This window comes from Polaromonas sp. AET17H-212 (assembly GCF_002379085.1).
Lineage (GTDB): Bacteria > Pseudomonadota > Gammaproteobacteria > Burkholderiales > Burkholderiaceae_C > Polaromonas.
The window spans coordinates 42,578-57,987 of sequence record NZ_NBZW01000008.1; the positions used below are offsets into that span (position 1 = coordinate 42,578).

Genomic DNA, 15,410 nt, shown 5'->3' on the forward strand with positions numbered 1-15,410 from the left:
AATAAGCCGACGTTTCCTGTTTATCGTTGGTTTTGTCCGTTTTCTATCGGTTTTGGTGTTGGTGCTCCGGCTTGCTGTTTGGCACGGTCCCAATTACAATGAAAAGTTGTCCGGCACAGCCTCCGGAGATAATTTTGGTATGCGTGGCTGGTGACTGTTTAAAGGATTCTCATGGTCTTGTTTGATGCCGCCCTTGATTGGTTGGCCAATGGTTTGCTCGCCGCCAGCTGGTGGCAAATTGTGCTGTACACACTGGTGACGACTCACATCACCATCGCCAGCGTGACGATTTACCTGCACCGCCACCAGGCGCACCGGGCGATGGACCTGCACGCCATCCCCTCGCATTTTTTCCGTTTCTGGCTCTGGCTGGGTACCGGCCAGGTCACCAAGGAGTGGGTGTCTATCCACCGCAAGCACCACGCCAAATGTGAGACGGCGGAAGACCCGCACAGCCCGCAGGCCTACGGCATCAAGAAGGTGTTCTGGGAAGGTGCCGAGTTGTACCGTGCTGAAAGCAAGAACAAGGAGACCATGGTCAAGTACGGCCATGGCACGCCGAACGACTGGATCGAGCGCAATCTCTACACCCGTTACAGCTGGCAGGGCGTTGGCCTGATGATGGTCATCAACCTGGCGTTGTTCGGCGTAGCCGGTCTGGCGGTCTGGGCTGTTCAGATGATCTGGATCCCCGTGACGGCCGCCGGCATCATCAATGGCATTGGCCACTACTGGGGTTATCGCAACTTCGAGGCACCGGATGCCAGCACCAATGTGTCGCCCTGGGGCATCATGATCGGTGGCGAAGAGCTGCACAACAACCACCACACCTACCCCACCTCGGCCAAGTTCTCGGTCAAGCCCTACGAGTTCGACATTGGCTGGGTGTACATCCGCGCCATGGAGAAAATCGGTCTCGCGACTGTCAAGAAGGTGCCGCCCCGGCTTCAGCTCGGAGACATCCAGCCTGTGGCCGACGAGAAAACCCTCGAGGCCCTGATTGCCCACCGCTACGAGGTGATGGCCGGTTTTGCGCGTGAACTGCGCCGTGCCGGCAAGGCTGAAATCGAGGCGCTCAAGGCCCGCAAGGCCGACATCTCGGTGCTGCAGGCGGCCAACCGCTGGTTGCATCGCGACGATGACAAGGTTCCTGCCGCCGCCAAGCCTCAAGTGGCGCAGGCCCGTGCCGAGCACCCGGTGCTCGACAAGATGGTTACCATGCGCGAAGAGTTGCGCCAGATGTGGCTGTCGAGGTCGGCGTCGCGCGAGCAGCTGGCCGCCGATTTGCAGGCCTGGTGCCGCCGTGCTGAAGAAAGCGGCATTGCCGCCTTGCAGGAGTTCTCGATGAAGTTGCGCGCCGCCCGCGCCTGACTCTCCGCCGTCGGGGGCTTGCCTCCCGCGCTGCCAACCGCCTCGGCGCCTCGCGCCCAGGCGGTTTTTCTTTGGGGCCGTGGTTTCGCCAATCGATAAGGGCGGGGGCAATTTGAGCACTCCGGCGGGTGCCTGCCTCTGTCTGCTGGACAGCCTTGCGACACCGCGAGGAGGCCTTGCGGATCCGGCCTTCAATGATCCCTGGCTGCGCCGGAGCAAACCGGTACGGCCATGAAAAAACCCGCCGGAACGATGCATTCCGGCGGGTTTTTTCATGGTGCAGCACAAGGTGCTGCAGGTTCAGGCTGAATTACTTCAGCTTGATTTCCTTGTATTCCACATGCTTGCGTGCCTTGGGATCAAACTTCATGATCAGCATCTTGTCAGGTGTGGTCTTCTTGTTTTTGGTGGTCGTGTAGAAGTGACCCGTGCCGGCAGTCGATTCCAGCTTGATTTTTTCGCGTGCGCCTTTTGCCATGATGATTCTCCTTAGATTTCACCGCGGGCACGAAGGTCCACCAGGACCGCGTCGATGCCGAGCTTGTCAACAAGGCGCAAACCGGCGCTGGACGTACGCAGGCGAACCCAGCGGTTTTCCGTCTCGACCCAGAAACGGCGGTATTGCAGATTAGGCAAAAACCGACGCTTGGTTTTGTTGTTCGCGTGAGAAACGTTGTTTCCCACCATCGGGCCTTTGCCCGTAACCTGACAGACGCGTGCCATGAGCACTCTCCGTATAAAAAAAGAAAAAAAAGGGATGCTGGCACCCGTCGGATACTCAGCCAAGCCTGCGATTATAGCCTGAAAATGCATTCCTCCCAACTGATCTGGAGAGGATGGGGCGAATGGCCATTCACCGCCGGGGCCGCCCCAGGGGAAATCAGCCCCCCTGTGGGGGTCTGGTCAGCTGCTCTGTTCCAGAAAACGCTGGGCGTCGAGGGCCGCCATGCAGCCGGTGCCCGCACTCGTGATGGCCTGGCGATAGACATGGTCCTGCACGTCGCCGGCGGCGAAGACGCCGGGCACGCTGGTCATGGTGGCAAAACCCTGCAAGCCGGACCGGGTGACGATGTAGCCGTCCTTCATGTCCAGCTGGCCGGCAAAAATGTCGGTGTTCGGCTGGTGGCCGATGGCGATGAAGCAGCCCTGAACGGGGAGATCTTCGGTGGCACCGGTTTCCGTGTTCTTGAGGCGCACGCCATTGACACCGGCCGCATCCCCCAGCACCTCATCGAGTGTCTGGTGCAGCTTCAGAACGATCTTGCCGGCGGCGACTTTTTCGTGGAGCTTGTCGACCAGGATGGGTTCGGCCTTGAACTTGTCGCGCCGGTGGACCAGATAGACCTTGCTGGCAATGTTGGACAGGTACAGGGCCTCTTCCACCGCGGTGTTGCCGCCGCCGACCACACTGACTTCCTGGTCGCGGTAGAAAAAGCCGTCGCAGGTCGCGCAACCCGACACACCCCGGCCCATGAAGGCGGTTTCGGAGTCCAGGCCCAGGTACTTGGCGGAAGCGCCGGTGGCGATGATCAGCGCGTCGCAGGTGTAGGTGCCGCTGTCGCCGGTCAGTGTGAAGGGGCGCTGGCTGAAATCGACCTTGTTGATATGGTCGAAGATGATTTCTGTCTTGAAACGCTCGGCGTGCTCCAGAAAACGCTGCATCAGTGCCGGGCCCTGCACACCCATGGGATCGGCCGGCCAGTTGTCGACGTCCGTGGTGGTCATCAGCTGTCCCCCCTGCGCAATGCCGGTGATCAGCACCGGATTGAGGTTGGCGCGCGCGGCATAAACAGCTGCCGTGTAGCCTGCGGGGCCAGACCCCAGAATGAGAACTTTAGAATGTCGCATGGTGAAAATCTGTAGGGGAAAGCATTTGAACTCAGTTAGAGTCGGGGCTGACCACAGGGTTTAAAACCCCTGGCGGGCGGAAATAGTTGGCACAACACACGCTATTGTAAGAACCCGTTCCAGAAGTTTGCAGCAGCCGGGGCCGCGTCCCGGGGTGTCGGCGGACTTCTGGATTCTTGAGTGGCGTGGTCTGGAGAAGTTTGTCATGTCTACGATGGTGTCTAACCTTGAACTGATTCGTCGGGTGCCCCTGTTCTCGATGCTGACGACCGGCCAGGCCGAATCGGTGGCCCAGGCGGTGATCAAGCGCCGCTACAAACGCGGTGAAGCCATTGTCGAACAGGGCAAGAAGTCGAACGCCCTGGCCATCATCCTGACCGGGCGGGCGCGCGTCGTGACCGCCGATGCGCGCGGGCGGGAGGTGATCCTGGCCACCCTGCACCCGGGCGACTATGTCGGTGAGATGAGCCTGATCGACAACGAACCGCATTCGGCCACTGTGCGCACCGAAGTCCAGACCGACGTGCTGGTGGTGGGCCGGCCGGAGTTTGCCCGCTGCCTGCCCGAAAACAGTTCCATGGCCTACGCGGTCATGAAAGGCCTGGTGCAGCGCCTGCGCCATGCCGACCGCAAGATCGAATCGCTGGCCCTGATGGATGTCTACGGCCGCGTCGCCAGGGCCTTGCTGGAGTCCGCGGTCCCGGACCGCGAGGGCAACGCCGTGATCCGCGAAAAGGTCTCGCGCCAGGACCTGGCCAAAATGGTCGGGGCCTCGCGCGAGATGGTCAGCCGCGTGATGAAAGACCTGGAAGAGCGCGGCTATATCGAGACCCGCGCCGATGGCTCGATGTGGGTCAAGGACAGGCTCAGTACCCTGGGCTGACAGCAGTTTTTCTGTCACCTTTTTGCGTCATGCAGGCCTGGTTAACTGAGGTAAGCTCAGTGCTTGCCCTATGACTTATTCGCTTGATACCCTGAACTCCAGAACCTCTTCCGCCACCGGTCCCGCAGGCGGCGTGAAACGCTTTGCGCATGAAGTCAGCCTGATCCTGGGCCTGCTCGCGCTGGTCTTCTGGCTCGGCGCCCTGCTCAGCTATTCGCCGCAGGACGCGGCCTGGTCCACCACCGGCAGCAGCGAAGCGGCCAGCGCGCTCAAGGCCGGCGAAGCCATCACCCGCAATTGGGGCGGGCGCCTGGGCGCACACCTGGCCGATGCCAGCTATTTCCTGTTTGGTTTTTCCGTCTGGTGGGCGCTGGCTGCAGGTGTTCGTGCCTGGCTGGGTTCGCTGGCGCGTGGCCTGCGCAGCCAGCCCGCTTCCAGCACGGCGGTTGACCGGGTCAAATTCTGGTCCTGCCTGGCCTTGCTGCTGCTGGCCAGCACGGCGCTCGAATGGTCGCGGCTGTACCGCTTTGAATTCAGGCTGCCCGGCCATGCGGGCGGGGTGCTGGGGCACCTGGCGGGCCCCGCCAGCGTGAAGTGGCTGGGGTTTACCGGCTCCGGCCTGGTCTGGATTGCTGTCGGCGTGATTGCGGTGTCGGTGGTGTTTTCTTTTTCCTGGGCCCACACGGCCCAGCGCATAGGCGCCTGGATTGACGAGCTGATCGAGTCGCGCCGCGAAAAACGCGAGATGGCCGAGGATCTGGCCGTGGGCCGCGTCGCAGCCCGCGAGCGCGAGGAAATCCTGCATGAAGAACGCATCGAGATCGAGGAACATCATCCGGTCCCCGTGCTGATCGAGCCGACACTGGCCGAAATTCCCAAAAGCGAGCGGGTGGCCAAGGAGCGGCAAAAACCGCTGTTCAGTGAAATGCCCGACTCCAAGCTGCCGCAGGTGGACCTGCTGGACGGCGCGCTGATACGTCAGGAAACCGTGGCGCCCGAAACGCTGGAGATGACGTCGCGGCTGATCGAGAAAAAACTCAAGGACTTCGGCGTCGAGGTGCGTGTCGTGGCGGCCGCGCCCGGTCCGGTCATCACGCGCTACGAGATCGAACCGGCCACCGGCGTCAAGGGCGCGCAGATTGTCAACCTGGCCAAGGATCTGGCGCGCGCGCTCAGCCTGGTGTCCATCCGCGTGATCGAGACCATTCCCGGCAAAAACTACATGGCGCTGGAACTGCCCAACGCCAAACGCCAGTCCATCAAGCTCAGCGAAATCCTGGGCTCGCAGGTGTACAACGAGGCCAAGTCCATGCTGACCATTGGCCTGGGCAAGGACATCAGTGGTGCGCCGGTGGTGGCCGACCTCGCCAAGATGCCGCACTGCCTGGTGGCCGGTACCACCGGCTCCGGCAAGTCGGTGGGTATCAACGCGATGATCCTGAGCCTGCTTTACAAGGCCGATGCGCGCGATGTGCGCCTGCTGCTGATCGACCCGAAGATGCTGGAGATGAGTGTCTACGAAGGCATTCCGCATCTGCTGGCCCCCGTGGTCACCGACATGCGCCAGGCCGCGCACGGCCTGAACTGGTGTGTGGCCGAGATGGAAAAGCGCTACAAGCTGATGAGCAAGATGGGGGTGCGCAACCTGGCCGGCTACAACGTCAAGATCGACGACGCCAAGGCGCGTGGCGAGTTCATCTACAACCCCTTCAGCCTGACGCCGGAGCAGCCCGAGCCACTGGAGCGCCTGCCCTACATCGTGGTCGTGATCGACGAGCTGGCCGACCTGATGATGGTGGTCGGCAAGAAGATCGAGGAGCTGATCGCCCGCCTGGCGCAAAAGGCGCGCGCCGCCGGCATCCACCTGGTGCTGGCCACCCAGCGCCCCAGCGTGGACGTGATCACCGGCCTGATCAAGGCCAACATCCCGACGCGCCTGTCCTTCCAGGTCAGTAGCAAGATCGACAGCCGCACCATTCTTGACCAGATGGGCGCCGAGGCGCTGCTGGGCATGGGCGACATGCTGTACATGCCGAGTGGCACCGGTTTTCCGGTCCGTGTACACGGCGCCTTTGTCAGCGACGACGAGGTGCACCGCGTCGTCGCCTACCTGAAGCAGCAGGGCCAACCCAACTACATTGACGGCGTGCTCGAAGGCGGCACGGTGGACGGCGAGGGTGACCTGCTGGGGGATGGCAACGGCGGCAGCGAGGGCGACAAGGACCCGATGTACGACCAGGCGGTCGAGATCGTGCTGAAAAACCGCAAGGCGTCGATTTCACTGGTGCAGCGCCACCTCAAGATCGGTTACAACCGGGCTGCCCGCATGCTTGAAGAGATGGAGAAATCGGGCATGATCAGCGCCATGTCGGGCAGCGGACAGCGCGAAATTCTGGTGCCCGCACGCGCCGAATGACGACAGCAGGGGATTTACCGGGGCGATACATTGTTCAGGCAACCAATGCCCGCCGCTTGAGTCCCACAAGCACTGTTCACCCAACGGGGCTTACCCCTCTATTTGCCATGACCCATTCCCTCCGATTTTCCGCCCCCGCCCGCCGTCCCTTGGCCAGCGCATGCCGGGCCACATTGGCCGGCCTCTTTGCCGTTTTTGCCATTGCTGCCAGTGCGCAGGTGAGCACTACCAACGGCCTGGAAAGCCTGGAGGCCTTTGTCAAGAACACCAAAAGCGGACGGGCCGTGTTCACCCAGGTGGTGACCAGCCCGGCACGCGAAGGGCAGACCGCCAAGACAAAAACCTCCAGTGGCAGCTTCGAATTTTTGCGCCCCAACCGCTTCAAGTTTGTCTACAAAAAACCGTTTGAGCAAAGCATCGTGTCCGACGGCCAGACCCTGTGGCTGCACGACGTGGACCTGAACCAGGTCACGGCCCGCAAGCTCACGCAGGTGCTCAGCGGCACGCCCGCGGCCGTGATCGCGGCGGCGGCAGACATCAAGGCCTTGCAGGCCGATTTCACCCTGGTACCGCAGCCCGACAGAAACGGCCTGGAGTGGGTGCAGGCCACACCCAGGACCAAGGACGGCCAGGTGCAAAACATCACCGTCGGTTTCAGGAACACCGGCAAGGGCAGCGAGCTGGCCGTGCTGGAAATCCTCGACAGCTTCGGCCAGCGTTCGGTCATGACCTTCAGCCAGTTCGAGGTCAACCCGGCCCTGGGTGCCGCCGGTTTCCAGTTCAAGCCACCGGCCGGCGCGGACGTGATTCGCCAATAGGACAAACAGAAGAGGATACATGGCCGCTCTTGACGGGACCCCTTTCGGGCAGGATGCCGATGTCCGGGCGGCGGCCCCGCTGGCCGAGCGCCTGCGCCCGAAAAACCTCGGTGAGGTGATTGGCCAGCAGCACCTGCTCGGCGAGGACATGCCGCTGCGCATTGCCTTTGAGTCGGGCCAGCCCCACAGCTGCATCCTGTGGGGCCCGCCCGGCGTCGGTAAAACCACGATCGCACGCTTGATGGCCAGCAGTTTCGACGCTCACTTCATCACCATCTCGGCCGTGCTGGGCGGTGTCAAGGAAATCCGTGAAGCGGTCGAGCAGGCCAGCATCTGGCAGGGCCAGGGCGGCAAACGCACCATCGTGTTTGTCGACGAGGTGCACCGCTTCAACAAGAGCCAGCAGGATGCGTTCCTGCCGCATGTGGAAAGCGGCCTGTTCACCTTCATCGGCGCGACCACCGAAAACCCCTCGTTTGAAGTCAATTCGGCCTTGCTGTCACGCGCGGCGGTGTATGTGCTGCAGCCCCTGGGCGAGGAGGATCTCAGGCAAATCATCGCCAGGGTCCTTGCCGAGAAAGCGCTGCCAGCTATCAAAAACATAGCTGCCGAGGCTGCCGACCAGCTCGTGGCCTATGCCGACGGCGATGCCCGGCGGCTGCTCAATACGCTGGAGTCGCTCAATGTGGCGGCCCAGCGCGAAAAAAAGGGCGGCAGTCTGGAGGTCACGGCGGCCTGGCTGCTCAAGGTGCTGGGCGAGCGCATGCGCCGCTACGACAAGGGCGGCGAGCAGTTCTATGACACGGTCTCGGCGCTGCACAAGTCGGTGCGCGGCTCCGACCCGGACGCTGCGCTGTACTGGCTGGTGCGCATGCTCGACGGCGGTGCCGAGCCCAAATACATGGCGCGGCGCCTGATCCGCATGGCCAGCGAGGACATCGGCCTGGCTGACCCGCGTGCGTTGCGGCTGGCGCTCGACGCCGCCGAGGTCTACGAGCGCCTGGGTTCGCCCGAGGGCGAGCTGGCGCTGGCTGAATGTGTGGTCTACCTGGCCATCGCCCCCAAGTCCAATGCGGTGTACAAGGCCTTCAACGAGGCCAGGGCACTGGTGAAAAAGGACGGCAGCCGGCCGGTGCCGCTGCACCTTCGCAATGCGCCGACCCAGCTCATGAAAGAGCTCGATTACGGCAAGAACTACCGGTATGCCCATGACGAGGAGGGCGGCTTTGCCGCCGGCGAAAGCTACTTCCCCGACGGCATGCCGGTGCCGGTGTTTTACCGTCCGGTGAACCGGGGTCTGGAGATCAGGATTGGTGATAAGTTGAATGAGCTGAAGTTGATGAACAAGCAGAAAAACTAATGGAAAACAAAACCTGCTGATAAAGCCTGATTCGGTTCGATAAATACGCTATCTCGAGGGTAAACCCCGCGAAAACCGGCTTGCTGGCCCGTTTCTCGCTAGAGACGCATGGCTACAATTTGCGGATTAGCTCGCCACCCAATCCAGTTGTCATCTGGTGTTGATAGGCGGGCTTTTTGTTAACTCACACGGCCTCATGGTGATCCCAGGAGGTTCGTGGCCGCCAGGCGGAGTTGACAATTTCAACCAATCGGAGACTGAGTTATGGAAGTTTTGCTTCAGCAGATCATCAACGGGCTGGTGCTGGGCAGCATGTATGCCCTGGTCGCCCTGGGCTACACCATGGTGTACGGCATCATCAACCTGATCAACTTCGCGCACGGCGAGGTGCTGATGGTGGGGGCGCTGACCAGCTGGACCATCATCGTCTGGATGCAGGAGGCCATGCCGGGCACGCCGGGCTGGATCATCCTGGTGATCTCGCTGCTGATCGCCTTCGTGGTGTGCGGTGCGCTCAATTTTGCGATTGAAAAAATCGCCTACCGGCCGCTGCGTAACTCGCCCAAGCTGGCACCCCTGATCACCGCCATCGGCATGTCCATTCTGCTGCAGACCCTGGCCATGATCATCTGGAAGCCCAATTACAAGCCTTACCCGACCCTGCTGCCATCCGAGCCGCTGCAAATCGGCGGCGCCGTGATCACCGTCACGCAAATCTTCATCCTGGCTGCCACCGCCGTCTCGCTGTCCATCCTGATGTACCTGGTCAACTACACGCGGCTGGGCCGGGCGATGCGCGCCACCGCCGAGAACCCGCGTGTGGCCGCCTTGATGGGCGTCAAACCCGACACCGTCATCTCGGCGACCTTCATCATCGGCGCCGTGCTCGCGGCGCTGGCCGGCGTGATGTACGCGTCCAACTACGGCACGGTGCAGCACACCATGGGCTTTCTGCCCGGCCTCAAGGCCTTCACCGCCGCGGTGTTCGGCGGCATCGGCAACCTCGGCGGTGCGGTGCTGGGCGGCATTCTGCTGGGGCTGATCGAAGCCATTGGCGCCGGCTACATTGGCCCGCTGACCGGTGGCGTGCTGGGCAGCCAGTACTCGGACATCTTCGCCTTTATCGTGCTTATTTTTGTGCTCACGCTGCGGCCTTCAGGGCTGCTCGGGGAACGTGTGGCGGACAGGGCCTAGGAGAACCTCGATGAAAACCAAAAAAATCGTCACTTTTCTCATCGTCGCGGCGGCCCTGCTGGTGCTGCCCTTGTTGCTGCAGCAGGGCGGCAACGCCTGGGTGCGCATTGTCGACATGGCCCTGCTCTATGTCCTGCTGGCCCTGGGCCTGAACATCGTGGTGGGTTACGCCGGCCTGCTGGACCTCGGCTACGTGGCTTTCTTTGCGGTGGGTGCCTATTTGTATGCCTTGCTCGCTTCGCCGCATTTGGCCGATGCCTTTCCCTTCATAGCTGCCAATTTCCCAAATGGCCTGCACCTGCCGATCTGGGCCGTCATTCCGATGGCGGCGGCCCTCGCCGGTCTTTTCGGCGTGCTGCTGGGCGCCCCCACGCTGAAGCTGCGTGGCGACTACCTGGCCATCGTCACGCTGGGTTTTGGCGAAATCATCCGCGTGTTCCTGAACAACCTGGACCGTCCCATCAACCTGACCAACGGGCCCAAGGGCATCAGCCAGATCGACTCGATGAAGTTCTTCGGGTTCGACCTGGGCAAGACGCATGACTTCTTCGGCATCGAGTTCACCTCGGTGTCGATGTACTACTACCTCTTTCTGGTGCTGGTCATCGTGTCGGTGGTCATCTGCCACCGGCTGGAGAACTCGCGCATCGGCCGCGCCTGGATGGCGATTCGCGAAGACGAGATCGCGGCCAAGGCCATGGGCATCAACACCCGCAACCTCAAGCTGCTGGCCTTCGGCATGGGTGCGACCTTTGGCGGCGTGTCCGGCTCCATGTTTGCCGCCTTCCAGGGTTTTGTCTCGCCTGAGTCCTTCAGCCTGATGGAGTCGGTCATGATTGTGGCCATGGTGGTGCTCGGCGGCATCGGCCACCTGCCGGGTGTCATTCTCGGCGCGTTGCTGCTGGCCGCGCTGCCGGAAGTGCTGCGCCACGTGGCCGGTCCGCTGCAGGCCATGACGGGCGGCCGCCTCGACTCCGCCATCCTGCGCCAGCTGCTGATTGCGCTGGCCATGATCACCATCATGCTGTCCAGGCCGCGCGGCCTGTGGCCGGCGCCCGACCACGGCAAATCGCTGGTCAACACCGGCAGCGGAAAATAAGGGCAAGGCCATGAGCGAAACCATTCTCAAAGTCTCCGGCGTCTCCAAACGTTTTGGCGGCCTGCAGGCCCTCAGCGATGTCGGCATCCACATCGAACGCGGCCAGGTCTACGGCCTGATCGGCCCCAACGGCGCCGGCAAAACCACCTTCTTCAATGTGCTGACCGGGCTGTATACGCCCGACAGCGGCACCTTCGAGCTGGCCGGCAAGCCCTACAAGCCGTCGGCCGTGCACGAAGTGGCCAAGGCCGGCATTGCGCGCACCTTCCAGAACATCCGCCTGTTTGCCGACATGACGGCGCTGGAAAACGTCATGGTGGGGCGCCACATCCGCACCAAATCGGGCCTGATCGGCGCGGTGTTTCGCACGCCGGGTTTCAAGGCCGAGGAAGCGGCCATCTCCAAACGCGCGCAGGAGCTGCTCGACTATGTGGGCATCGGCAAATACGCCGACTACAAGGCGCGCACGCTGAGCTACGGCGACCAGCGCCGCCTCGAGATCGCGCGGGCCCTCGCGACCGACCCGCAGCTGATTGCCCTGGACGAACCTGCCGCCGGCATGAACGCCACCGAGAAGGTGCAGCTGCGCGAGCTGATCGACCAGATCCGCAAGGACAACCGCACCATCCTGCTGATCGAGCACGATGTCAAGCTCGTCATGGGCCTGTGCGACCGCGTCACCGTGCTCGACTACGGCAAGCAGATTGCCGAAGGCCCGCCCTCCGAGGTGCAGAAAAATGAAAAAGTGATCACCGCCTATCTGGGCACCGGTCATTGAAGGAAATCAAGAACATGGCCACCACAAGTCATACCACCCTGCTCAAAGTCACCGGCCTCAAAGTGGCCTACGGCGGCATCCAGGCGGTCAAGGGCGTCGATTTCGAAGTCAAGGAGGGTGAACTGGTCACGCTGATCGGCTCCAACGGCGCCGGCAAGACCACCACCATGAAAGCCATCACCGGCACGCAGCCGCTGCTCGACGGCGACATCGAATACCTGGGCAAAAGCATCAAGGGCCAGGGCGCCTGGGACCTGGTCAAGGAAGGCCTGGCCATGGTGCCGGAAGGCCGCGGCGTGTTCACCCGCATGACCATCACGGAAAACCTGCAGATGGGCGCCTACATCCGCAACGACAAGGCCGAAATCGCTGCTGACATGGAAAAGATGTTTACGCTGTTCCCGCGCCTGCGCGAACGCAAGGACCAGCTCGCCGGCACCATGTCCGGCGGCGAACAGCAGATGCTGGCCATGGGGCGTGCGCTCATGAGCCGTCCCCGCGTCTTGCTGCTCGACGAACCGTCCATGGGCCTGAGTCCCATCATGGTCGACAAGATTTTTGAAGTCGTCAGGGACGTGTCGGCGCAGGGCGTCACCGTGCTGCTGGTCGAACAGAACGCCAGCCGGGCCCTGGGCATTGCCGACCGCGGTTATGTCATGGAGTCGGGCCTGGTCACGATGAATGGCGAGGCGAAGGCCTTGCTGGACGATCCGCGGGTGAGGGCGGCTTACCTGGGGGAGTGATTCTTCAGGGTTTTGTGCGCCTGGCCCTTGTGCGGTGGGCGCAAGCAGCTATTTAATTCATAGCGCGATCTGATGCCAACCCTTCGGGCTGACCTGTCAACGCCTGTTTGAACTGTGGCGATCCTTCGGCAGGCTCCGGGCGAACGGGCTGCGGCGCTTCAATGACCCGCATGGGCCCTGGCGCATGAGCTAGGGAATGCCACGGTGACCCCGGTTCCCGGTTTTGCCACAATCGGGGCCATGAAAACATCATGCCTCCCTTCTTTCGCAGCCCGCGCGCTGGCCGCGGCCGCCATCGCCGTGCTGGCCCTGTCGTCCCCTCTCGCCGTGGCGCAACCCAAGGTCATGCGCATCATCGTGCCCTATGCCCCCGGCGGCCCGATCGACGTGACCGCGCGCCTCATGGCCGAGCGCGTCAAGGACACCCTGGGCACCGTGATCATTGAAAACCGTCCCGGTGGCGGCGGCAACATCGGCGCCGATGTGGTGGCCAAAGCCGCGCCCGACGGTCTGACCATCGGCATTGCCGCCGTGGCCACCCACGCCATCAATCCGTGGCTTTACAGCAAGATGCCGTACAACGCCGCCACCGACTTTGCGCCCATCACGCAGATGCTGCGCGTGCCGAACGTGCTGGTGATGAACGCCGACACCGCCAAACGCCTGAACATCCACACACTGGCGGACCTGATCGCCTACGCCAAAGCCAACCCGGGCAAACTCAACTACGCCAGCGGCGGCAACGGCAGTGCGGGCCACCTGGCCGGCGAGATGTTCAAGAAGGAAGCCGGCATTTTTGCGCTGCACATTCCCTACAACGGCGGCAACCCGGCGCAGCTCGCGCTGCTCAGCGGCCAGGTCGATTTCAATTTCGACAACTTGGCAACCGCCTCCGCCAACATCAAGGCCGGCAAACTCAAGGCGCTGGCCGTGACCACCGAAAAGCGCAGTGCCGCGCTGCCCGAGGTGCCGGCCGTGGCCGAAACGCTGAAGGGTTTTGCCATCGACACCTGGTGGGGCCTGGTGGCCCCGGCCGCCACACCGAAAGACGTGGTCGTCAAACTGAACCAGGCTTTTGTGGCTGCCCTCAACTCGCCGGAAGCCAAAACCCGCTTTGCCGCGCTGCTGGCCGAGCCCGTGGCGAGCTCACCGGAACAGTTTGGCGCTTTCATGAAAAGCGAGCTGGCCAAGTATGAGAAGGTGGTGAAGGCTTCCGGGGCGCGAGTGGATTGATTTTATTGAGAGGCGTTTGAGGCTCTGGCCCTTATTCCACGGGCGCAAGAAGCTATTGAATTAATAGCGTTTCCATGCGCCGTTCGGGCTGAACCTGTCGAAGCCTGTTCAAGCTTGCGAGTTGGAGGGTCTTCCAATAAGCCGGGGGTTGCCCGGCGGCAACTCACTTTTCTTTTGCGTCGCCACGGCCAAAAGAAAAGTAAGCAAAAGAAAAGGCGACCCGATGGTCTGGGTCCCCTGCGCTGCGCTTCGGGGCAACCTCCGGTGCTCGCCTAAAGTGGGGTCGAGCTCGAACTCGCCTTCGGCTCAGACAATCGCTCGCCCTGATCCACTTTCGGCTGTGCTCCTCGGCCCAGCCCGACGGGTGGGGGAACAAAGACAAATACCAAACACCGAATGCGGGGAGCCATGACGCGCGCAGCGCGTCATGGCGGAGTCAAGCAGCCGTCATGTTTGCACGCGAGCGCAGCACACGCGGCCACATGAAGTCCCCCGCCATCGCCCAGCGGGGCGAGGGGCGGGGGGAGGGAGTGGGGAGTTGCTCCTACTGCCCCCATGCCGACCACTAACGGAGCGTGACGCCAGCGGCGGAAAAATTCAGGCCAGCGCTTTGGCCTTGTCCGCCTCAGTAGTAAACGAGTCCGCAAAAAACTCTTCCGGCGGCAGGCCGCCGATCGCGCTGTAGTCGGCGCGGGCCGAGTCCACCACGATAGGCGCCCCGCAGGCATAGACCTGGTGGCCCGAGAGGTCGGGGAAGTCTTCCAGCACCGACTTGTGCACGAAACCGGTGCGGCCCGTCCAGTTGTCTTCCGGCAGCGCGTTGGAGATCACCGGCACATACGTCAGGTTGGGCATTTCTGCGACCTTGGCCATCACCCAGTCGTTCATGTACAGGTCGGCCGGGCGGCGGCCACCCCAGTACAGCACCGCGGGCCGGGTGATGCCCTTGAACTGCATGTGTTCGATCAGCGCCTTGATGGGCGCAAAGCCCGTGCCCGAGGCCAGCAGCACCATGGGTTTGTCGCTGTCTTCGCGCAGGAAGAAGCTGCCGTAAGGCCCTTCAATGCGCAGGATGTCTTTTTCCTTCATGGTGCCGAACACCTGCTCGGTGAATTTGCCGCCCGGCATGTGGCGGATGTGCAGTTCGATGCCCGGGTTGTCCAGCTGCGTGTGCGGCGCATTGGCCATGGAGTAGCTGCGGCGGTCGCCGTCGCGCAGCAAAAACTCCACGTACTGGCCGGCGTGGTACTTGAACACATCGCTGGCCGGCAGTTGCAGGCGGATCACGATCACGTCGTGCGAGGCGCGCGCCAGGCTGCTCACGCGGGCCGGCATTTTCTTGATCGGGAAGGCGCTTTCGTCGGTCACCTGGCGCGACTCCAGCACCACGTCGGTCTGCGCCACGCCGCAGCAGGTCAGGATGAACCCCGCGGCTTCTTCCTCGTGCGACAGTGCCTTGAGCTGGTGCGGGCCGTGCACCACCGTGCCTTCGATCTTTTTGCACTTGCAGGAACCGCAGGCGCCGTCCTTGCAGCCGTAGGGCATGCCGATGCCCTGGCGGATGGCCGCGGCCAGCAGCGCTTCGTCGGGGTTGGCGGTGAACGAGCGGCCGCTGGGCAGCACGGTGACGTTGAAAGTCATACTGGTTATCCTCTGACGTAATCCTG

14 protein-coding genes are annotated in these 15,410 nt (G+C 62.5%); 10 read left to right on the top strand and 4 right to left on the bottom strand.

Features of this window, described 5'->3' with window-relative positions; all coding sequences use genetic code 11:
- Nucleotides 1–171: 171 nt before the first annotated feature.
- Nucleotides 172–1,371, top strand: coding sequence for a DesA family fatty acid desaturase (locus B7G53_RS08575; RefSeq protein WP_096666506.1), 1,200 nt, complete (start codon nucleotides 172–174; stop codon nucleotides 1,369–1,371).
- Nucleotides 1,372–1,681: 310 nt separating this feature from the next.
- Here the strand turns inward: B7G53_RS08575 and rpmG are convergent, their stop codons facing one another.
- From rpmG to trxB, 3 genes are all read right to left on the bottom strand, one after another.
- Nucleotides 1,682–1,849 (bottom strand): 50S ribosomal protein L33, encoded by a 168-nt coding sequence (gene rpmG / locus B7G53_RS08580; protein WP_007863188.1) that lies wholly within the window; start codon nucleotides 1,847–1,849, stop codon nucleotides 1,682–1,684.
- Nucleotides 1,850–1,860: 11 nt separating this feature from the next.
- Nucleotides 1,861–2,094, bottom strand: coding sequence for a 50S ribosomal protein L28 (rpmB, locus tag B7G53_RS08585; RefSeq protein ID WP_096666509.1), 234 nt, complete (start codon nucleotides 2,092–2,094; stop codon nucleotides 1,861–1,863).
- A gap of 180 nt (nucleotides 2,095–2,274) precedes the next feature.
- Nucleotides 2,275–3,219 carry a thioredoxin-disulfide reductase gene (gene trxB / locus B7G53_RS08590; protein WP_441338977.1) on the bottom strand — a complete coding sequence of 315 codons (945 nt, stop codon included), beginning with the start codon at nucleotides 3,217–3,219 and terminating at the stop codon, nucleotides 2,275–2,277.
- Between the two features lie 205 nt (nucleotides 3,220–3,424).
- Here trxB and B7G53_RS08595 point away from each other — a divergent pair, with 205 nt between their 5' ends.
- The 9 genes from B7G53_RS08595 (at nucleotide 3,425) to B7G53_RS08635 (ending at nucleotide 13,743) form a co-directional block, all read left to right on the top strand.
- Nucleotides 3,425–4,102 (top strand): Crp/Fnr family transcriptional regulator, encoded by a 678-nt coding sequence (locus B7G53_RS08595; RefSeq protein WP_096666515.1) that lies wholly within the window; start codon nucleotides 3,425–3,427, stop codon nucleotides 4,100–4,102.
- A 70-nt stretch (nucleotides 4,103–4,172) separates the two neighbouring features.
- Nucleotides 4,173–6,518: a DNA translocase FtsK gene (locus B7G53_RS08600; protein ID WP_096666518.1), complete on the top strand. Its 2,346-nt coding sequence runs from the start codon at nucleotides 4,173–4,175 to the stop codon at nucleotides 6,516–6,518.
- Between the two features lie 173 nt (nucleotides 6,519–6,691).
- Nucleotides 6,692–7,336, top strand: a complete 645-nt coding sequence (lolA, locus tag B7G53_RS08605; RefSeq protein ID WP_441338979.1) for an outer membrane lipoprotein chaperone LolA — start codon at nucleotides 6,692–6,694, stop codon at nucleotides 7,334–7,336.
- A 19-nt stretch (nucleotides 7,337–7,355) separates the two neighbouring features.
- On the top strand, nucleotides 7,356–8,696 hold the full coding sequence (locus B7G53_RS08610) for a replication-associated recombination protein A (RefSeq protein ID WP_096666525.1): 1,341 nt from the start codon (nucleotides 7,356–7,358) through the stop codon (nucleotides 8,694–8,696).
- A 264-nt stretch (nucleotides 8,697–8,960) separates the two neighbouring features.
- A complete protein-coding gene (locus B7G53_RS08615; protein WP_096666527.1) occupies nucleotides 8,961–9,890 on the top strand; it encodes a branched-chain amino acid ABC transporter permease in 930 nt (309 codons plus the stop codon).
- A gap of 10 nt (nucleotides 9,891–9,900) precedes the next feature.
- Nucleotides 9,901–10,989, top strand: coding sequence for an ABC transporter permease subunit (locus tag B7G53_RS08620; RefSeq protein ID WP_096666530.1), 1,089 nt, complete (start codon nucleotides 9,901–9,903; stop codon nucleotides 10,987–10,989).
- A 10-nt stretch (nucleotides 10,990–10,999) separates the two neighbouring features.
- Entirely contained in the window at nucleotides 11,000–11,767 is a 768-nt protein-coding gene (locus tag B7G53_RS08625) for an ABC transporter ATP-binding protein (RefSeq protein WP_096666533.1), read from the top strand.
- Nucleotides 11,768–11,781: 14 nt separating this feature from the next.
- Nucleotides 11,782–12,510: an ABC transporter ATP-binding protein gene (locus tag B7G53_RS08630; protein ID WP_096666787.1), complete on the top strand. Its 729-nt coding sequence runs from the start codon at nucleotides 11,782–11,784 to the stop codon at nucleotides 12,508–12,510.
- Between the two features lie 240 nt (nucleotides 12,511–12,750).
- Nucleotides 12,751–13,743, top strand: coding sequence for a Bug family tripartite tricarboxylate transporter substrate binding protein (locus B7G53_RS08635; RefSeq protein ID WP_096666536.1), 993 nt, complete (start codon nucleotides 12,751–12,753; stop codon nucleotides 13,741–13,743).
- 597 nt (nucleotides 13,744–14,340) lie between these two features.
- Here B7G53_RS08635 and B7G53_RS08640 read toward each other — a convergent pair.
- Complete coding sequence (locus B7G53_RS08640; RefSeq protein ID WP_096666538.1) at nucleotides 14,341–15,384, bottom strand: CDP-6-deoxy-delta-3,4-glucoseen reductase; 1,044 nt, start codon at nucleotides 15,382–15,384, stop codon at nucleotides 14,341–14,343.
- Nucleotides 15,385–15,410: the final 26 nt, after the last annotated feature.